The 18,503-nt window shown below is 72.8% G+C and carries 16 protein-coding genes; 9 read left to right on the top strand and 7 right to left on the bottom strand.

Features of this window, described 5'->3' with window-relative positions:
- The first annotated feature begins 3 nt into the window (after positions 1-3).
- Complete coding sequence (locus ACIBCT_RS01575; protein WP_399185447.1) at positions 4-573, top strand: barstar family protein; 570 nt, start codon at positions 4-6, stop codon at positions 571-573.
- Here the strand turns inward: ACIBCT_RS01575 and ACIBCT_RS01570 are convergent.
- Complete coding sequence (locus ACIBCT_RS01570; protein WP_399185446.1) at positions 483-824, bottom strand: hypothetical protein; 342 nt, start codon at positions 822-824, stop codon at positions 483-485. The genes ACIBCT_RS01575 and ACIBCT_RS01570 overlap by 91 nt on opposite strands.
- 339 nt (positions 825-1,163) lie before the next feature.
- On the opposite strand from ACIBCT_RS01570, the gene ACIBCT_RS01565 reads away from it, so the two are divergent.
- Together ACIBCT_RS01565 and ACIBCT_RS01560 are read left to right on the top strand one after the other, a co-directional pair.
- Entirely contained in the window at positions 1,164-3,128 is a 1,965-nt protein-coding gene (locus tag ACIBCT_RS01565) for a nitrate- and nitrite sensing domain-containing protein (RefSeq protein WP_399185445.1), read from the top strand.
- Complete coding sequence (locus tag ACIBCT_RS01560; RefSeq protein WP_399185443.1) at positions 3,125-3,493, top strand: DUF742 domain-containing protein; 369 nt, start codon at positions 3,125-3,127, stop codon at positions 3,491-3,493. Before ACIBCT_RS01565 ends, ACIBCT_RS01560 begins: the two co-directional genes overlap by 4 nt.
- Here the strand turns inward: ACIBCT_RS01560 and ACIBCT_RS01555 are convergent.
- On the bottom strand, positions 3,480-4,034 hold the full coding sequence (locus tag ACIBCT_RS01555) for a GNAT family N-acetyltransferase (protein ID WP_399185441.1): 555 nt from the start codon (positions 4,032-4,034) through the stop codon (positions 3,480-3,482). The genes ACIBCT_RS01560 and ACIBCT_RS01555 overlap by 14 nt on opposite strands.
- Before the next feature lie 207 nt (positions 4,035-4,241).
- Here ACIBCT_RS01555 and ACIBCT_RS01550 point away from each other — a divergent pair, with 207 nt between their 5' ends.
- A complete protein-coding gene (locus tag ACIBCT_RS01550; protein WP_399185440.1) occupies positions 4,242-4,874 on the top strand; it encodes a GNAT family N-acetyltransferase in 633 nt (210 codons plus the stop codon).
- Here ACIBCT_RS01550 and ACIBCT_RS01545 read toward each other — a convergent pair.
- Positions 4,819-5,472 carry an NUDIX domain-containing protein gene (locus ACIBCT_RS01545; protein WP_399185439.1) on the bottom strand — a complete coding sequence of 218 codons (654 nt, stop codon included), beginning with the start codon at positions 5,470-5,472 and terminating at the stop codon, positions 4,819-4,821. The genes ACIBCT_RS01550 and ACIBCT_RS01545 overlap by 56 nt on opposite strands.
- 124 nt (positions 5,473-5,596) lie before the next feature.
- Positions 5,597-5,971 (bottom strand): STAS domain-containing protein, encoded by a 375-nt coding sequence (locus ACIBCT_RS01540; protein WP_399185438.1) that lies wholly within the window; start codon positions 5,969-5,971, stop codon positions 5,597-5,599.
- 300 nt (positions 5,972-6,271) lie between these two features.
- Here ACIBCT_RS01540 and ACIBCT_RS01535 point away from each other — a divergent pair, with 300 nt between their 5' ends.
- Positions 6,272-6,499: a hypothetical protein gene (locus ACIBCT_RS01535; RefSeq protein ID WP_399185436.1), complete on the top strand. Its 228-nt coding sequence runs from the start codon at positions 6,272-6,274 to the stop codon at positions 6,497-6,499.
- Between the two features lie 254 nt (positions 6,500-6,753).
- Here the strand turns inward: ACIBCT_RS01535 and ACIBCT_RS01530 are convergent, their stop codons facing one another.
- Complete coding sequence (locus tag ACIBCT_RS01530) at positions 6,754-8,952, bottom strand: transglycosylase domain-containing protein (protein ID WP_399185434.1); 2,199 nt, start codon at positions 8,950-8,952, stop codon at positions 6,754-6,756.
- Positions 8,953-9,339: 387 nt separating this feature from the next.
- Here ACIBCT_RS01530 and ACIBCT_RS01525 point away from each other — a divergent pair, with 387 nt between their 5' ends.
- Positions 9,340-11,889 (top strand): discoidin domain-containing protein, encoded by a 2,550-nt coding sequence (locus tag ACIBCT_RS01525; RefSeq protein ID WP_399185433.1) that lies wholly within the window; start codon positions 9,340-9,342, stop codon positions 11,887-11,889.
- Positions 11,890-12,101: 212 nt separating this feature from the next.
- Positions 12,102-12,533: a VOC family protein gene (locus ACIBCT_RS01520; RefSeq protein WP_399185432.1), complete on the top strand. Its 432-nt coding sequence runs from the start codon at positions 12,102-12,104 to the stop codon at positions 12,531-12,533.
- 57 nt (positions 12,534-12,590) lie between these two features.
- Here ACIBCT_RS01520 and ACIBCT_RS01515 read toward each other — a convergent pair whose 3' ends face one another.
- Positions 12,591-15,296, bottom strand: a complete 2,706-nt coding sequence (locus ACIBCT_RS01515; RefSeq protein ID WP_399185430.1) for a helix-turn-helix transcriptional regulator — start codon at positions 15,294-15,296, stop codon at positions 12,591-12,593.
- Between the two features lie 97 nt (positions 15,297-15,393).
- Here ACIBCT_RS01515 and ACIBCT_RS01510 point away from each other — a divergent pair, with 97 nt between their 5' ends.
- Both ACIBCT_RS01510 and ACIBCT_RS01505 read left to right on the top strand, forming a co-directional pair.
- Positions 15,394-15,810, top strand: a complete 417-nt coding sequence (locus ACIBCT_RS01510; protein ID WP_399185429.1) for a hypothetical protein — start codon at positions 15,394-15,396, stop codon at positions 15,808-15,810.
- A 300-nt stretch (positions 15,811-16,110) separates the two neighbouring features.
- Positions 16,111-17,145 (top strand): ion channel, encoded by a 1,035-nt coding sequence (locus ACIBCT_RS01505; RefSeq protein WP_399185427.1) that lies wholly within the window; start codon positions 16,111-16,113, stop codon positions 17,143-17,145.
- Positions 17,146-17,232: 87 nt separating this feature from the next.
- Here ACIBCT_RS01505 and ACIBCT_RS01500 read toward each other — a convergent pair whose 3' ends face one another.
- Positions 17,233-18,387 (bottom strand): hypothetical protein, encoded by a 1,155-nt coding sequence (locus ACIBCT_RS01500; RefSeq protein WP_399185426.1) that lies wholly within the window; start codon positions 18,385-18,387, stop codon positions 17,233-17,235.
- Positions 18,388-18,503 lie beyond the last annotated feature (116 nt).

Below are 18,503 nucleotides of genomic sequence, written 5' to 3'. Positions count from 1 at the left end.
GGGATGCCCAGGGGAACGTTCCGGCACGGGCCGGTGAGCGAGGTGAGCGTCGTGTTCGGCGGCGCACCGCTGGACGGCGCGGCCCATACCGTTTCGGACGGCGCCGGAAGGACCGCGCCTTCGGACGGCGTCGGCGGCACCGCGCCCGACGTCACGTCGAACGGCTCGTCGGGTGGCGCCCAGGGCGGCACGCCGGACACCGCGGCCGAGACCTTTCCGTCCGGCGCGGCCGGGGCCGCCCCGGGCACGGCGATCGGCACCATGGAGGGCACCCTCACGGTGCACCGGCTCGACGGCGCGAAGATCACGACCTCCGCCGAGGCCATGGACGCGATCGCCGAGGCCCTCGACCTGCCCGACCATTTCGGGCACAACCTGGACGCGCTCTACGACGTGCTGACCGACCTGTCCTGGCTGCCGCCGGGCGAGCACCTGCTGGTCTGGACGGAGCCGTCGGCGCTGCGGGCGGCGGACCGGCCCGCCTACGAGGCCGTCCGGACCGTCCTCGCCGACGCCGTGGCCGACGACGCCCCCGGGGAGTCCTTCCTGTCGGTTCTCATCCTGACCGACTGAGCCGTCGCCACGCAGTGCGCGCAGAAGGCGCCGGCGCGCCCCTCGCGGCAGCTGCAGTGCCGGCGCAGGACGCCGTCGACGACGCGGAACTCGACGCACGCGGCGCCGTCGTCGACCTCGGCGGTCACCAGCGCCGGGCTGAACCGGACCAGCTGGACCGCTCCCGCCCCCGCCAGTTCCCCGCCGCGCGTCAGCGCCGCCGGTTCCGCCCGCTCGGCCTCGGCTCCGATCAGATCCGCGATCTCTTGCATCGGTGCCTCCCTCCTCATGAAGAGACGTACCCGAAGGGTCGATGGTTCCGCGCTGACAAGATGCGATAAATCCTGCCAAAGGGAATCATGTGCATGGCTGTTGGTAAGTGATCCATGTTGCTAGTGTTTCGCCACCGTTAACCGCGCAGTGCAATGGTGCGAGGGATTATGGCTGGCCGAAAGTACACGATCGGGGTAAAGATTTTTACCCTGCTTCTTGTACCAATCGTATCCCTTGTATTGATCTGGGCGTTCGCGGCCGGTTTGACCCTACAGGGTGGCCGGGAACTCCTCGCGATCCGCGACGGTTACCAGAACGTCGTTCTGCCCGTAAGGGCGATGACCACCGCGCTCCAGCACGAGCGCCTGCTCTCGCTCTCCGTGCTGGGGGACGTGGACGCCTCGCGTGCCGGACTGCAGGCCCAGCGGGTACGGACGGACCGAGCCCGCTCCGAGCTGGAACGGACCATCACCAGGGCCGGGCCGGACCTCGCCCCCGGCACCCGGGAACGCCTGGACCGGTTCCGCGCCGCGCTGGACCGGCTCGCCGGCACCCGCGGCACGGTCGACACCCGGGCCGAGACCCGGCTTCGGGTCCTGGACGCCTACGGCGAGATCATCGCGGTCGCGTTCGACGCCTACGAGAAGATCCGGATATCCGGTGACATGGAGCTGACCGACCAGGCGCGGGCCCTGGTCACGGTCGGGCGGAGCCGCGAGATGCTCAGCCGGCAGGCCGCGCTGCTGGCCGGGGCCGCGGTCGAGGGGGCCATGACCCCGGCCGAGCACACCAGGTTCGGCGAGCTGGTCACCGGCCGGAGGCTGCTGTACTCGCTGGGGCTGGAACAGTTCGACCCCGAGTTCCGGGCCCTGTACGCCTCCCTGCACGACTCCGCCGCCTACGCCTCGTTCGAGCGGATCGAGGACGCCGTGGTCGCCCACGCCATGCCGTCCCCCTCCTGGGCGACGGCCGCCACCGCGCTCTCCGACGCCTTCGACAGGCGCGCCGGGGACGTGGGCGCGCGCATCGGCGAGCGTTCCGTGCCGCTCGCCCGGCAGGTCCTGATCCGGATCGGCCTGGCCGGCGGGCTCGGCCTGGTGGCCGTGGCCCTGTCCGTCTTCGTCTCGGTACGGTTCGGCAGGCGGCTGACCCGCGAGCTCGCCGGGCTCCAGCGGGCCGCCCTGGAGCTGGCCGAGGAGCGGCTGCCGGACGTGGTCCGGCGGCTCCGCCGGGGCGAGGACGTCTGCTCCGAGGTGCCCGCGATCGACGTCGGCAGCACCGCCGAGGTCGCCGGGGTGGCCGAGGCGTTCTCCTCGGTCCAGCGCACCGCGGTCGAGGCCGCCGCCGACCAGGCCCGGCTGCGCAGGGGCGTCAACGAGGTGTTCGTGAACCTGGCCAGGCGCAGCCAGTCCCTGCTCTACCGGCAGCTGGCCATGCTGGAGGCGATGGAGCGGCGGGCCGGTGACCCGGAGACCCTGGAGGACCTGTTCGGCCTCGACCACCTGACCACCCGGATGCGCCGCCACTCCGAGGGGCTGATCATCCTGTCCGGGGCCACCCCCGGGCGCGGCTGGCGGGAGCCCGTCACGGTCCACGACGTGGTCCGCGCGGCGTCCGAGGAGATCGAGGACTACCCGCGCGTGACGATCGACGTCCCGTACGGGCCGTGCGTGACCGGCCCGGTGGTCACCGACGTGATCCACCTGCTCGCCGAGCTGGTGGAGAACGCCGCCCTGTTCTCTCCCCCGCACACCCGAGTACGGGTGCACGGCGAGACGGTCGCCAGGGGCTACGCGATCGAGGTGGAGGACCGGGGACTGGGCATCTCCCCCGAGGAGACGGACCGGCTCAACGCGCTGCTGGCCGATCCCCCCGAGTTCGACCTGGCCGACAGCGAGCGGCTCGGCCTGTTCGTCGTGGCGCGGCTCGCCGCCCGGCACGGCATCCGGGTCCTGCTGCGCCCCTCCCCCTTCGGGGGCACCACGGCGATCGTGCTGCTCCCCCAGGAGCTGGTGGTCGACCCGGCCGCCCTGCGCCTCCCCCGGCCCGGCGAGGAGGAGAGACGGTCCGCGGCGGAGGGCGGCCCGTCCGGACGAGCGGGGCGGAGCGTGCCCGGCGACCCCCTCGGGGGACCGGACCCCGCGGTGAGCGGCGCGGCACGGACCGGCGGCCGGGAGAGCCGGAACGCCAGGGACGGTAGGGAGAGCAGGGACGGAAGGGACGGAGAGGAGAGGGTGCCGGGCGGCGTGCTCACCTCGTTCCGGGACGGATGGCGGCGCGCCGGGCAGGACGGCGGGCCGTGACGGGCGAGCGCCGGTTCGACCGGGAGGCCGGTCCGGTCGTCCGCCCCTACACGATGACCCGGGGCCGGACCAGGGCCTCGGGAGCCCCCTTCGACCTGCTGACCCCGGTGGTGGCGACCGGCGCCCCGCGCCGGGGCCTGCCCGCCGAGTACGTGTCGATCCTGGACGCCTGCCGGGCACCGCTGCCGGTCGTGGAGCTGGCCGGGCGGACCGGGCTGGCCGTCGGGGTGCTCAGGGTGCTCCTGGGCGACCTGCGCGAGAGCGGGCTGATCGTCGTGCCGCCCCCGCCCTCCCCGTCCGCTCCGTCCGGGATGCCGCACGAGCAGGTGCTCCGCCACCTGCTCGCCGCCCTCAGGGCCCTGTGAGCCGTCCGCGCCCGTTCCTTTCGCCGGGTTCGAGGCCGGGCGGGGCCGGCCGGTCGGTGGCCAGCCGGGCGTGCCGCTCCACGTCGTAGCGGACGCCCTCGTGGCGCAGCTTGGCCCGTTCGACCCCCTCGGGCAGGAATCCGGCCCTGGTGGCCACCGCGCAGGACGCGACGTTGCCGATGCGGTGTCCCAGCTCCAGGCGGAACAGCCCGCGCTCCAGGAACGCCCACTCGGCCAGCCTCATGGTGGCCGCCATCGCCACACCTCGTCCCCGGGCGCGCGGGAGCGTCCAGTAGGAGACCCAGCCGGTGTCGTGCGCGTCGATGTTGCTCACCGCCACGTTCCCCACGACCTCCCCGCCGCAGACCACGGCGAACGCCTGCGCGTCGTCGCGGAACCCCCAGATGCCGATCCACTCCAGCGCCGCCCGCGCGGTGTCGACGGGCCGGGCCGCCTGGTCGGCCATGTCCGGGGAGCGGAACGCGTCGAGCACGACCGGCACGTCGTCGGGTCGCCACCCGCGCAGCTCCACCTCAACCATGCCGTGCAGGGTATTGCCCGGCGGCCCGCCCGTGAAGGGACAGCGGGTCCGTCCCTGAAGGGACGCCGGTCTCGGCCGTCAAGGGCACCGGTCCCACCGGGGAAGGGCGCCGGATCCGGACCTCCGGAGGCCGCCGGTTCGCCCCGGAGACTTGATCACCCGGAGACGGATCTTGTGAGAGCGGTTTCACGACGACAGGATGGGCCCATGACGACTGTCCGGCCGTACCGCCCCGATGACCGTGCCGCGCTCTACGACATCTGCGTGCGGACCGCCCACGAGGGCGGTGACTCCCGGCACATCTACCCCGACCTCGACCTGATGCCGAGCATCTTCGCAGCTCCGTACGTGTTCCTCGAACCCGATCTGGCCTTCGTGCTGGACGACGGCGGTCGCGCGGCCGGCTACGTGATCGGCACCGCGGACACCGTCGCGTTCGCCCGCGCGTTCCGGGACAGGTGGCTGCCCCGGGTGAGAGAGCGCTTCCCCGAGCTGGACGGGCCGCCCTCCTCGCCGAGCGAGGTGATGATCGATCTGTTGCACCGGCCGGAGCGCATGGTCCTTCCCGAGCTGGCCGCCTACCCGGCGCACCTGCACATCGACCTGCTCCCGTCCCACCAGCGCAGGGGAGGGGGCCGCGCCCTGATGCACGCCCTCCTCGACGCCCTGCACGGAAAGGGGGTGCCGGCCGTCCACCTCGGCATGGTGAGCACGAACACCGCGGCCAGGGCCTTCTACGACCGTCTCGGCTTCCACGAGATCCCGGTCCCCGACCCCGGCCCGCTCACCTATCTCGGCCGGAGAACGGACCGGACAGCGCCGCCCACTGCAGCAGCATGATCGCCTTGGCGTCGGCGATCTCCCCCGAGGCGATCATGTCCAGCGCCTTGCGGAAGGGCAGTTCCAGCAGCTCGATGTCCTCGCCGTCGTCGGCCAGCCCGCCGCCGTCGGAGACCTTCCGGTCCGCCCGGTACGGCGCGGCGAAGAAGTGGATGCGCTCGGTCACCGACCCGGGGCTCATGTAGACGTCGAAGACGTGCTCCACCTCCCCGATCTCGTAGCCGGTCTCCTCCTGGGCCTCCCGGCGGATCGCGGTCTCGGGGTCGTCGTCGTCGAGCAGCCCGGCCGCCGTCTCGATCAGCATGCCGTCGGGGTGGCCGTTCGCGTAGATCGGGTAGCGGAACTGCCTGATCAGCAGGACGGTCTCCCGCTCGGTGTCGTGGAGCAGGACCGTCGCGCCGTTGCCGCGGTCGTAGGTCTCCCGCTGCTCGGTGCTCCAGCCGCCGTCCCGGCGCAGGTAGTCGAACGTCGTCCTGCGCAGCACGTACCAGCTGGAGGAGAGCAGCTCCACCTTCCGCACCCGCACCCGCGGGTTGCCGGTCAGGTCCAGCCCCGCCCTGTCCAGTCCGGTACGTCCCCGTCCATCCGGGACGTTCACCCCGGGCACCTCACCGGACACGGCTCACCTGCTCTTCCCCTCCGCGGCGGGCCGCGCGGCCGGGCCGGCCGTCGGCCGGACCCGCCCCAGGTCCGGGAGCGGGTCCACGGGCGACAAGTCTGCCCTAGTTGTTCACCCCGTTCCCATCGGCCGGGGAGACGGCCCTCAGCGACGCGGAGACGTCGGGGTCGCGGGAGAACGCCGCCGCCAGGCCGGTCACGGTGAGGATCCGTTCCAGGACCCCGTACACACCGGCCAGCCGCAGGGACCCTCCGGCCGCGCCGGCACGGCGCTGGAAGGCCAGCATCGTCCACAGGCCGGTGGAGTCACAGAAGCTCAGGCCGCTGACATCGAGGACCAGGTGACACGCCCCGCCGTCCAGCTGCTCCGCCAGCACGTCGTGAAGCCGGGGGCTGGACAACTTGTCCAGCTCACCGTCGAGCGCGATGACCGAAGCGTCCTGGTGCCTGCGAACTGAGAGATCAAGCCGCGTCGTCATCCTCCACGATCCTTACGCCGGTTGTGCCGAGGCTATTTTAAAGATCTTGGGGAGAAGACACTCTCCGGCCAACTGCAACACGCCCGTAAGCGAATCGCATCCCGGCCTTGAGCCTCCCGTCACCCTCCGCAGCGGGCCCGTGCCCGGAAATCGTCCACATCGGATCGGGGGTCCCAGATAGATCTAGGACCTGTGGGGCACTCAGCAGCTATGAGCCACGATCCGGAGAGCCACGACTTCATTGGGAAGGGGGTCGGCGATGGACTTTCGGGCCGACCCAGGACAATGGGAGAGATCGCCGTGAATCTGGCGGTCAGCGAATCTCTCGCCAACCACGGTCACCACGCGCTGGTCAACGCCCACGAGGCCGCGGCCAGCAGCCACCAGCTCATGGCCGACGCGGGTGTGGGCGATGTCGACCAGCATCTCGAACTGGCACGGTGGCACCGCTGGTGCGCCATCGTCGAGGACCAGCTCGCCGACGAGGCGGACCAGCGGACTCCCGCCAAACGGGACCGGAACGACTGACGGACCGGAACGACCGGCGAGGCCGAAGGACGGCAGGAGCGCGGGAGACGGTGCCGGTGGCCGGGGGCGGTGACCCCCGGCCACCGGCACCGTCTCCGGCGTCACGCCCCACCGTCCCGGCCCGGCACCGCTCCCGGCGTCACGCCCCACCGTCCCGGCCCGGCACCGCTCCCGGCGTCACGCCGCACCGTCCCGGCCGGGCACCGCGCCGATCATCCGGATCCCCTGCCGGTCGTACGGGACCCGAAGGCGCGTCAGTCGTCCGGGTCGGCCAGGATCTCCGTCCCGCCGTCGGTTCCCCCGTCGTCGGTGCCGTCCACGGTGGCGTCGTCGTCCGAGGGCGGCGGGGCCGGCTGGCAGCTCTGACCGCAGCCGCCGAACCGCTCCGCGTTGATCGGCGTGAACGAGCTCGGGTCGACCTTCCGCAGCGCCGCCAGCATCGTGTCCCTCCAGATCGGCCCCGGGATGCTGGCCCCGGCCACCGAGCCGTAGTACCGCCCGCCGATGGTGACGCCGGTCAGCTTGTACTTCTGCGAGCCGCGCGGGTCGCCCACGCTGACCGCACCGGCCAGGTCCGGGGTGAACCCGGCGAACCAGGCGCTGGCGTAGCCGTCGGTGGTCCCGGTCTTGCCGGCCGCGTCACGCCCGATGCCGCCGACGCCCCGCATCGTGCCCTTGGTGAACACCCCCGACAGCACGTCGGCCGCGGCGTCGGCGACCTCGGGGTCGAGCGCCCGGCGGCACTTGGGCTTGTAGGTGGTGGTCTTGCCGTAGCGGTCGGTGATCCGGGAGATCGCCATCGGCGCGCAGTACTGGCCGCGGGCGGCGATCGCGGCGTAGGCGTTCGCCACCGTCACCGGGTCCATCTCGTTGGTGCCGAGCGTGAACGTCTCGTACTCCTGGAGCTTCAGCCCGTCGGACCGGTGGATGCCCAGCGACTTGGCCACCTTGACCGTCTCGCAGAGCCCGACCCGCTGCTCCAGCGTCATGAAGAAGGTGTTCACCGAACCCCAGGTGCCGGTCTGCAGCGTCCTCCAGCCCGGCGAGCCCTCGTCGTTGGTGACGGTGTGACGCGGGTCGCCGACGGCCTCGCCCGCGCAGTTCCTGAACGCCGAGTAGCTCGGCGCGGTGTACCCGGCGCCGACGCTGAAGCCGTCGTTCACCTTCATGCCCTTCTTCAGGGCGGCGATCAGGGTGAAGGTCTTGAAGGTCGAGCCCGCCTGGAAGCCGACGCCGCCGCCGTGCGCGGCGTCCGCGACCACGTTGTACGACATCTCGTTCCTGGCCTTGCTCCGCCCGTACTTCCGGCTCGCCGCCATGGCCTTGATCGCCCCGGTGCCCGGCTGGACCAGGGCCTCGGACGCGACCTGGTGGTCGGAGGCGTGCACCCACTTCCTGATCGCCCTGTCCGCCGCCGCCTGCATGGACGGGTCGAGCGTGGTCCTGATCGTCAGGCCGCCGCGGTTGAGGAACCCCAGGCGGGCCTTGGCCGTCTTGCCGAAGTCGGGGTTGCTCAGGATCTCGTTGCGGACGTAGATGCAGAAGTACGCGTACCTGCTGGACTCGCATCCGCCGGGGAGCTTCGTGTCCTTGTAGCCGAGCTTGGCGGCCTTGGCCTTCTCCGCCTCGGCCTTGGTGATCTTGCCGAGCTCCGCCATCCGGTTCAGCACGATGTTGCGCCGGTTCAGCAGCCGCTCGCGGTGCTTCCTGCCCAGGTTGGGGTCGGTGGCGTTGGGGTCCTGCACGGCGCCCGCCAGCGTCGCCGCCTGCGGCAGGGTCAGGTCGGCGGCCTTGACGCCGAAGAAGCGCTCGGCCGCGGCCTCGACGCCGTAGGCGCTCGCACCGAAGTAGGCGATGTTCAGGTACTTCTCCAGGATCTGGTCCTTGGTGTACTTCTCCTCCACCGCCATGGCGTGGCGCAGCTCGTTGAGCTTGCGCGCGTAGCTGGCCTCCAGCGCCTTGTTCTGCTCCTCCTCGGTGTCGGCGGCGTTGAGCAGCACCTGCTTGACGTACTGCTGGGTGATGCTCGACCCGCCCTGGCTCACCCCGCCCGACGACAGGTTCTTGGCGAGCGCGCGGATCGTGCCCTCCAGGTCGATGGCGCCGTGCTGGTAGAACCGGTCGTCCTCGATCGAGATGATCGCCGTCTTCATGACCTCGGCCACCTGGTCGAGCCTGACGGCCTCGCGGTACTCCTCGTAGAACCGCGCGATCTCCTTGCCCCTGGCGTCCTGGACGATCGTGACCTCCGCGGGCGGAGGCTCGACGAGCTCCTCGGGCTTGAGGTTGACCTCCTCGACGGCCGACACGATCCCCAGGCCCGCACCGCCCACGGCCGGCAACGCGATCCCCGCGACCAGCACACCCGCCGCGGCTCCGACGGCGAGCAGGCGTGTGATCTGCGACCCCGTCCCCTGACGGGTCTCCTGCTGGTCCTCACCCCGTTCTGGCATGGGACCAGATTATTGGCTTCAAAAGGTCTTCCGGCACATGACGCACTTATTACCGGCCGCTGGGGGAGGACGCGGGCGGTCGCCCGGGGCTCGGGTCGTCCGTGACCGCCCCCTCGACAGGGGCGGGTCCCGGGCAGGTGACTCCGCGGTCGGGCGGGTCCCGGGCAGGCCGGTCCCGCGCGGCCGGTTCCCGTCGGTGCGGGTCCCCGAGCGGGCCCCGCACGGCCGGGACCTCGGGGAGGAGGACGGACGGGCGTCATCTATTGACCCGCTGTTTCCGACAAGTTAAATTAAGTGTAGAAATAAGCGTTGATTTACTGCCTCACGTAAGTCGCGCCTCATCTGCCGTTGGATTTTTCACCCCCCGGATCCACTGTGGAGACACGCATGAGAGGTCTGTTCCGACCTGCCGCCTTATGGACCGCATCGGCGGTCCTGGCGGCCCTGATCGCCGCCCCGCCCCTTCCCGCATTCGCCGACACGCTGGTGTCGCAGGGCAAGACCGCGACGGCCTCGTCGACCGAGAACGGCGGCACCGCCCCGGCCCTCGCGGTCGACGGCAACACCGCGACCCGCTGGTCCAGCGCGGCCACCGACTCCCAGTGGCTCCAGATCGACCTCGGCGCCTCGACCTCCGTCAGCAGGGTCGTGCTGAACTGGGAGGCCGCCTACGCGAGCGGTTACAAGATCCAGGTCTCCCCGAACGGGACCTCCTGGACGGACCTGAAGACCGTCACCGGCGGCGACGGCGGCATCGACACCTGGGACGTCAGCGGCACCGGCCGCTACGTGCGGATGCTCGGCACCGCGCGGGCCACCGGCTACGGCTACTCGCTGTGGGAGTTCCAGGTCTACAGCGGCACCTCGGACCCGGTGCCCGGCTGCGGGACCGCCAACGCCGCCCTGAACAAGGCCGCCACCGCCTCCTCCACGGAGAACGCCGGCACCCCGGCGAGCGCCGCCTTCGACGGCAACACCGGCACCCGGTGGGCCAGCGCGGCCGCCGACCCGCAGTGGGTCCGGGTGGACCTCGGCTCCACCCGGACCATCTGCAGGATCGACCTGCGCTGGGAGGCCGCGTACGCGTCCGCCTTCAAGCTCCAGTCCTCGGCCGACGGCACCAACTGGACCGACCTGAAGTCGGTCACCGGCGCGACCGGCGGCACGCAGTCGTACGACGTCAGCGGTTCCGGTCGCTACGTGCGGATGCTCGGCACCGCGCGGGCCACCGGCTACGGCTACTCACTGTGGGAGTTCGCCGTGCACACCACCTCGGGTGACGACCCGGTCATCCCCGGCGGCGGGGACCTGGGCCCGAACGTCCACGTCTTCGACCCGTCGACGCCCGCCGCGACCATCCAGAGCCGGCTGGACAGCGTGTTCCAGCAGCAGGAGTCGGCGCAGTTCGGCACCGGGCGGCACGCCTTCCTGTTCAAGCCCGGCTCCTACCCGGTGAACGCCAAGGTCGGCTTCTACACCTCGATCGTGGGCCTGGGCCAGAACCCCGACGACGTCACCCTCAACGGCGTGACCGTGGACGCGGGCTGGTTCGGCGGCAACGCGACCCAGAACTTCTGGCGCTCGACCGAGAACCTGTCGGTGCAGCCCCCCGGCGGCACCAACCAGTGGGCCGTCTCCCAGGCCGCCCCGTTCCGCCGCATGCACATCAAGGGCGCGCTGAACCTGGCCCCCACCGGCTACGGCTGGGCCAGCGGCGGCTACATCGCCGACAGCAAGATCGACGGCGCGGTCGGCCCGTACTCCCAGCAGCAGTGGTACACCCGCGACAGCTCCGTGGGCGGCTGGGTCAACGGCGTGTGGAACATGGTCTTCTCCGGGGTCGAGGGCGCACCCGCCACCGACTTCCTCGGCAAGTCCTACACCACGCTGGACACCACCCCGATCAGCCGCGAGAAGCCCTACCTGTACGTCTCCGGCAACGAGTACCGGGTGTTCGTCCCGGCCAAGCGGACGAACGCGCGCGGCGTGAGCTGGGCGAACGGGTCCACCCCCGGCACCTCGATCCCGCTGTCGCAGTTCTACGTGGCCAAGCCCTCCGACACGGCCGCGCGGATCAACGCCGCGCTCGCCCAGGGCCTGCACCTGCTGCTCACCCCCGGCATCTACAACATCGACCAGCCGATCGCCGTGAACCGGGCGAACACCGTGGTCCTGGGACTCGGCCTGGCGACGCTCATCCCGCGCAACGGGGTCAGCGCGGTCAAGGTGGCCGACGTGGACGGCGTGAAGCTCGCCGGCTTCCTGGTCGACGCGGGCCCGCAGAAGTCCGACGTGCTGATCGAGGTCGGCCCGCAGGGCTCCAGCGCGGACCACGCCGCCAACCCGACCACGCTGCAGGACGTCTTCGTCCGCATCGGCGGCGCCTTCGCCGGCAACGCCACCACCAGCGTCGTGATCAACAGCGATGACGTGATCATCGACCACACCTGGCTCTGGCGCGGCGACCACGGCGAGGGCATCGGCTGGGACGTCAACACCGCCGAGACCGGCCTGATCGTCAACGGTGACGACGTCCTGGCCACCGGCCTGTTCGTCGAGCACTACCGCAAGTACGACGTCGAGTGGTACGGCGAGCGCGGCCGGACGATCTTCTTCCAGAACGAGAAGGCCTACGACCCGCCGAACCAGGCCGCCTACATGAACGGCAGCACCAAGGGATGGGCGGCCTACAAGGTCGGCCCGGCGGTCGACGTCCACGAGGGCTGGGGCATGGGCAGCTACGTCTACTTCAACGTCGACCCGACGATCGAGGTGGAGAACGCCTTCGAGACCCCGGTGAAGCCGGGCGTGAAGTTCCACAGCCTGCTCACCGTCTCCCTCGGCGGCAACGGCCGGATCAACCACGTCATCAACGGCGTCGGCGGCCCCGCCCAGGGCGTCGAGACCATCCCGTCCAAGATCGCCTCTTACCCCTGAGAGACCCCGAGCCCGCCTGATCAGCGGTGGTAACAGCGCTCTCCTCGCTGATCAGGCGTCCACCCCCCGCCGTGGGCCTTCCGTCACCCGGAAGGCCCACGGCCTTTTTCGCGCCCCGGGACGGCGGCCGCTCCCCGGGAGCGGGGCTGTCTACCATGTGGGCAGCGCCCGCGTCCGACGCGCGAGCGGTCCTTCGGAAGGCAGGAGCACCGATGACCACGGCCGACGCATCGATCCCCCGGTTCCACCTGGCCGTGCCCGTCGACGACCTTCGGGCCGCGGGCCGGTTCTACGGCGAGGTGCTGGGCTGCGAGCGGGGACGCGAGTCCGACACCTGGATCGACTGGAACCTGCGCGGCCACCAGTTCGTCACCCACCTCGCCCCGTCCCCGGCGCGGCGGGCGCACAACGAGGTCGACGGCCACGACGTGCCGGTCCCGCACTTCGGCCTGATCCTGGACGTCCCGCGGTTCCACGAACTGGCCGACCGGCTCCGGGCCGCGGGCACCGCGTTCGTCATCGAGCCCTACCTGCGCTTCGAGGGACGGCCCGGCGAGCAGTGGACGATGTTCCTGCTCGACCCGGCCGGCAACGCCCTGGAGTTCAAGGCGTTCGCCGACGAGTCGCAGATCTTCGCGACCTGACCGGCGCGCCCGGCCACCGGCCCGTCCCGCCGGGGCCTGCGAGCCCCCGGCCCCGGATCAGCGCCCGGTGTCCCCGTCCGCGCCGGGCCCGTCCACGGGCCGGGTGAGGCCGGCCAGCTGCCCCCGGGAGGTGATGCCCAGCTTGGGGAACGCCTTGTAGAGGTGGTAGCCGACGGTCCGGGGGCTGAGGAAGAGCCGGGCGGCGATGTCCCGGTTGGAGGCCCCCTCCGCCGCCAGCCGTACGATGTGGCGCTCCTGGGGGGTGAGCACGCTGAGCGGGTCGCCCGCCCTGCGCGGCGCGGCCGGCACGTCCCCGGTCGCGCGCAGCTCGGTGCGGGCACGCTCGGCCCAGGGCTCCGCGCCGAGCCGGTCGAAGGTCTCCAGGGCCTCGCGCAGGCGCGCCCGGGCGTCCGCGCGCCGCCGCGCCCGCCGCAGCCACTCGCCGTAGGCCAGCTGCGTCCTGGCCCGCTCGTACGGCCGGTCGTCCCGCTCGTGCAGGCGCACGGCCGCCGCGAAGTGCGCCTCGTCGTCCTCGACGAGGGCGCGGCAGCGCAGGGCGACCGCGTCCGACGACGGCCGGTGGACGTGCCGCGCCCAGGCCAGGTACCGGGCCAGCGGTTCCCGAGCCCGTTCCGGCCGGCCGGCGCGGACGGCCGCCTCGACCTGGTCGGCGGCCGGGGCGGCGACGGGCGACGGGGGGATCTCCTCCAGCCGCCTCAGGGCGGCCTCCGGATCGCCCAGGCCGAGGTCGAGCACGCCGAGCGCCCAGCGTCCGACGACCGCCGCGAGCGCCAGCCCCTGCCGCTCGGCCCTGGCGACGCCCCGCGTGGCGAGGGCGCGGCAGTCCTCCGTCTCGCCCTGGTGGGCGAGCACCCAGGCCAGGGAGCAGGTCAGATGGGTGAGGCGGTGCTCGTGTCCCAGGTCCGCGGCCAGCCGCAGCCCCGCGTTCAACGTCGCCCTGGCCTCGCCGTAGCGGCCGAGCCACCCCTGGGCGAGTCCCTGGTCGTGGAGCGCCATGGGGAGCCAGCCGATCATCCCGCTCCGCTGGCAGTCCGCCACGATCCGCCCGGCGATCTCCTCGTGACGGCCGGGACGGTCCAGCGGGAGGCACAGGGAGGCGATGAACGTCAGCCCCGGCACCCCCAGTCCCTCTGCGGCGTGGTCGTCGACCGCCCGGCCCATGAGCTCGATCCCGCCCCCGGCGTCACCGCCCAGCAGCCGGGCCAGCCCGAGCGCCCCGTCGACCAGCGACGACTCGACCGCGGGGAGCGCGCGCAGGCTCGCGGCCGCCTCCTCGGCGGACCGCGCGTCACCGGCGAACCAGGCGCAGCGGACGGCCTCCACCAGCAACCAGGTGGCCTGCTCCCGGGAGCGGGCCGCCACCCGGGGGACCCCGTCCATGATGATCCGGCCCGCCGCGAGCGGCGTACCCGACTCGAACTCGCGATGGGTGCGCACCTGGATCAACGCGGTGATCACCCCGGGGTCGTCCACGTCGGGCGCGGCGCGGTCGGCGAGCGCGGCGGCACGGCTCATCAGCCCGGCGTCGCTGGCCGCCAGCGCGGCGGCGGCCAGCCGCGCCGACCGCCGTACCGGATCGGCGGTGAGCTCGGCGGCCCGCTCGTAGGCGGCGGCGACCGCGGCGCCGCCGCCCCGGGTACGCGCCCGTTCCGCGGCCTCCTCCAGCTCCCGCGCCACCGCCTCGTCGGGGCCGAGCGCGGCGGCGGCCAGGTGCCAGGCCCGGCGGTCGGCCGCGCCACCGGAGGCCGATCCGGCCAGGGCTCCGGCCAGGGCCCGGTGCGCGGCCAGACGCCGGGTCACCGGCGCGCTCTGGTAGGCGGCCGCCCTGATCAGCGGGTGGCGGAACCCGACGGTCGTCCCGGTGATCTCGACCAGCCGGCTCCGCTCGGCCGACTCCAGGCCGTCCAGGGAGGCGCCCGCGCCCACCACCGTCCCGAGCTCGCCCGAGCCGTCCGCCGCCGCGATCAGCAGCGCGGTGCGCGCCTCCTCGCCGAGCGCGGCCATCTGCGCCTGGAACGCCTCCCTGACCCGGTCGGCGACCGGCATCGCCCCCACCGGTGAGAGCCGCCCCGCCCGCTGCTCGGCGGTGAGCGCGGCGGGAAGCTCGATGAGCGCCAGCGGGTTGCCGCCGGACTCCTCGATCAGGCGCTCGCGCACCTGCGGCGGGAGCCCCGGCGGCAGCAGGGCCGCGGCGGCCTCGCCGTCCAGCCCGCCCAGCGTCAGCTCGGGCAGGCCCGCGGCCTGGAACTCCGGGCGGGCGGCGAAGATCATGACGACGCCCTCGGTGTCGAGGCGCCGGGCGGCGAAGACCAGCGCGTCCAGGGACGCCCGGTCGAACCACTGCGCGTCGTCGACCAGGCAGAGCAGCGCGCCGTCCCCGGCCAGCTCGGAGAGCAGGCTCAGCGTGGCCAGCCCGACCAGGAACCGGTTCTCCGGGGCGGTGTCGTCCAGGCCGAGGGCACCGCGGAGCGCGGCGGCCTGGGCGGCGGGCAGCGCGTGCACGCGGTCGAGCCCGCCGCGCAGGAGGAGGTGGAGCGCGGCGAAGGGCAGCTCGGCCTCGGACTCGATGCCGACGCCGCGCAGCACCCGCATGTCCCGCGCCCGCGCGGCGGCGTGGTCCAGGAGCGCCGACTTGCCGATGCCGGCCTGGCCCCGGACGACCAGGACGCCGCTCCGGCCCGTCCCGGCCTCGGCCAGGAGCCGTTCGATCCGCTCCTGTTCACCCGCCCGTCCGTACAGCACGGTCAGGAACCTACCGTCACGATGACTGATTCGGGCGAGGGCGGACCCGCGTAATTTCATGGTCATCAGCACTTTCGCACCACGAAGGGACCTCCAGATGGCCACCGCAGGTATCACCCGCACCCCCAGGACCGTCACCGACGCCGGGCTGCTGCGTCTCGCCCTCAAGGCGGACGCGATCGCCTCGGGCGCCAACGGCGTCCTCTACGTCGCCGCCGCGGCGGTCTTCGGCGAGCTGTTCGGTCTGCCCGCCGCCTTCCTCTACCCGGCCGGGGCCTTCCTGGTCGCCTTCGCGGCGGTCCTGTTCCTGATCGCCTCCCGGCCCGCGGTGAGCAGGGTCGCCGTGGGCGTCACGATGGCCGTCAACGTCGCCTGGGTGGCCGCCAGCGTGGAGTCGCTCGTGGCCGGCTGGTTCCCGCTGACCGGCCTCGGCACCGCCCTGGTGATCGCGCAGGCGGTGGCGGTCGCCGGCCTCACCGCGCTGCAGTTCGCCGGCCTGCGCAAGGCCTCCTGAGACGGTGGCCGCCTCCGGCCGCACCGCGGCATCGCCCATCGGCCCGCGCGGGACCGCGTGAGGGGACGCTCGTCGCCCCCGCCGCACCACGGTCACCGGCCCGCGCGAGCCGATCGACAGAGCCGGACGACAGGAACGGCCAGCGCTCCCGCGGCATCGGGACCCACCGGCCCCCACGAGCGAGAATACCCCCTCCCACCTGCGATGTCTCGATCCGGGACCTATCCACGGGTCCAATCACCCTTCAAGGGTTTTGTCCGGTTAAGGTGACGGCACCCGAGCTTTCCCGACGGAGGAAGCGTGCCGATCTTCTTAGCCCGCCTGCTGGTCAGGTTCAGGCTGCTCGGAACGTGGTGGACCCCGGTCCTCGTCTTCAGCCTGGTGTTCGTGACCAGCTGGCCCCTGATGGCGCTCGCGGAGCCCCCGGGCAGCCCGATCGTCGAACCGGCCAACTACTGGTGGTACTTCGTCGTCACCGCCGCGACCGTCGGGTACGGCGACCTGTACCCGGAGTCGGCCCTCGGGCACGTCGTGGGCGTCTACGTCATCATCGGCGGCATCGCGACACTGACGACGGTCTTCACCCGCCTGTCGGCGACCTTGGAACGAGCGAAGGGACGAAGGATGCAGGGCTCCCTCACGGCGGACTCCTCCGGCCACATCGTGCTGCTCGGCTACACGCCCGGACGGACCGAGCAGATGGTGGAGGAGCTGACCGCCGACGGCTCGACCCGCATCGTGCTCTGCGCCGGGAACGACGTGCCCGCCCATCCGATGCCCGACCGCGACATCACGTTCGTACGGGGAGATCCGACCGACGACGGCGTGCTGCGCCGGGCCGGGGTGCACCGGGCCCACAGCGTCCTGGTCGACGCCCGCGACGACAACGAGGCCCTGGCGATCGCGATCACCGCCGCCCACGTCGCCGACGGGGCCCACCTGGTCGTGGCCCTGCGCGACCTGGGCAGGATCCGGCAGATGCGCTACGTCGACGAGCGGGTGCGGTGCGTCCAGTGGCACAGCCCTCACATGATCACCGAAGAGCTGAAGGACCCCGGCATCACCGAGGTCTACACGCAGCTGATGACCCACGGCGGGGCCGACACCTACTCGCTGCGGCTGCCCGGCGCCCTGGGCACGGTCCCGGTCGAGCGCTGCCAGATCGCCCTGGGCCGGCGGTACGGCGCCACCCTGCTCGCCGCGCGCGACGGCGACACCCTGCTGGTCAACCCCGGCTGGCAGACCCTGCTCCCGGCCGGAGCCGTGCTGTACTACGTCGCCTCCCGCAGGCTCACCCCCGACGAGGTCACGGCCGCCCTGCGCGAACCCGCCTGACCTTCCCCGGACAGGTCACGACCCGGCCGGCCTCCCCGGCGAGGTCACCACCGCCCCGCGCGAACCCGGCCGGCCTCCCCGGCGAGGTCACGGCCGCCCCGCGCGAGCCCGGCCGGTCTCCTCGCGGTCCCGCGCGGGCAGCAGCCGGCTGCCGGGGTCCCCCCAGATCGACGACGGGGTCACGTACGGCCGCAGCAGCGTCACCAGGCCGGTGTCGCCCCGGCCGTTGAGCTCGTCCGACGCCACCCTGCGCGCCACGCCGGCCAGGAAGTCGGCCACCTGGACCCGCGGGTCCGACATGGAGTCGACGAGCCTGAGACCGGCCGGCCGCACCGCCCCGGAACGGCCGGGAACGGCCGGACCCCCGGGCGTCCCCGCGAGCTCCGCGAGCCCCGCGAGCTCTGCCGACCGCGCCAGCTCCGTGAGCTCCGTGAGCTCCGTGAGCCGCGCGACCCGCTCCGGCGTCAGCGCGTTGTGCCGGTCGTGGACGATCGAGACGGACGCCCCGTCCCGCCCCCAGTGCAGGACGGCCTGGACGATGGCCGGGATCAGCGGGTCCAGCACCGGCATCGCCGCGTCGCCCGCGGGCCGCCCCCGCAGGAGGTCCGCGTGCGGCCCGGCCCGCGCCAGCGACGCCACGATCCCCGCCACCGACTCCGGCGCGGCGGTGGACCGCAGGGCGTCCGCCGCCCGGAAGAACGCCTCGGCGGGCGTCCTGGCCCGCACGAGGTCGTTGAACGACTCCAGGAAGGCGTCCCATCGCCGCCGGCCGAACACCTCCCGGCCGTCGCGGTACAGGACCAGGGCCGCCTGCCCGGCGCGCGGGTCCCGGTACGGGCCCCCGTCCACGGGCCGGGCGGCCTGCCCGGTGATCTCCCCGGCCAGCAGCTCGACGAGCCTGCCGACGAGGAGGAACTCCTTGTCGACCAGGTGGACGTGCGCGTTGCCGTGAATCGGCCCCGACGGCCCGAGCAGCCATTCGAGGACGGCCCGGTGCTTCTCGCGGAGCAGGTGGTTCGCCTTGTACTCCACCGCGGGGGACCGGATCCTGTTCCGCGTCTCCTGGACGCACTCCGCGGCCGAGGCGACGCTCAGCCCCACCCCGGCGTGCGCGAAGACGTCGGTGTTCCCGCCGATGAGCTTCTCGCCCTCCGAGCCGGACTCGTCACAGGCGATCTCCAGGAGCCCGCCGGTGGACGCGGTCCCCGCGATCCCCGCGGGGCGTGCCTGATCGTCTCCCACTTCCGGCACCATACCAACGGGCCCACGACGCCGGGAAAGGGTTTTCGGCCGCCCTGCCCGCCGGGCTTCCCGGGCGTGCCACGACCCGTCCCGGCCCCGTCGTCCCCCGCATCCTG

The organism is Streptosporangium sp. NPDC050855 (assembly GCF_044456585.1).
In the GTDB taxonomy this organism is placed as follows: Bacteria; Actinomycetota; Actinomycetes; order Streptosporangiales; family Streptosporangiaceae; genus Streptosporangium; species Streptosporangium longisporum.
The sequence above is the reverse complement of the archived record's forward strand: the minus strand, read 5'-3'. Positions and strand labels throughout refer to the sequence as shown.

Excerpts from the sequence above, each read along its gene's own strand:
- ACIBCT_RS01570 (WP_399185446.1), bottom strand. The coding sequence starts at position 824 with ATGCAAGAGATCGCGGATCTGATCGGAGCCGAGGCCGAGCGGGCGGAA.
- ACIBCT_RS01575 (WP_399185447.1), top strand. The coding sequence starts at position 4 with ATGCCCAGGGGAACGTTCCGGCACGGGCCGGTGAGCGAGGTGAGCGTC.
- ACIBCT_RS01530 (WP_399185434.1), bottom strand. The coding sequence starts at position 8,952 with ATGCCAGAACGGGGTGAGGACCAGCAGGAGACCCGTCAGGGGACGGGG.
- ACIBCT_RS01510 (WP_399185429.1), top strand. The coding sequence starts at position 15,394 with ATGGCCACCGCAGGTATCACCCGCACCCCCAGGACCGTCACCGACGCC.
- ACIBCT_RS01520 (WP_399185432.1), top strand. The coding sequence starts at position 12,102 with ATGACCACGGCCGACGCATCGATCCCCCGGTTCCACCTGGCCGTGCCC.
- ACIBCT_RS01555 (WP_399185441.1), bottom strand. The coding sequence starts at position 4,034 with ATGGTTGAGGTGGAGCTGCGCGGGTGGCGACCCGACGACGTGCCGGTC.
- ACIBCT_RS01550 (WP_399185440.1), top strand. The coding sequence starts at position 4,242 with ATGACGACTGTCCGGCCGTACCGCCCCGATGACCGTGCCGCGCTCTAC.
- ACIBCT_RS01565 (WP_399185445.1), top strand. The coding sequence starts at position 1,164 with ATGACCACCGCGCTCCAGCACGAGCGCCTGCTCTCGCTCTCCGTGCTG.
- ACIBCT_RS01525 (WP_399185433.1), top strand. The coding sequence starts at position 9,340 with ATGAGAGGTCTGTTCCGACCTGCCGCCTTATGGACCGCATCGGCGGTC.
- ACIBCT_RS01540 (WP_399185438.1), bottom strand. The coding sequence starts at position 5,971 with ATGACGACGCGGCTTGATCTCTCAGTTCGCAGGCACCAGGACGCTTCG.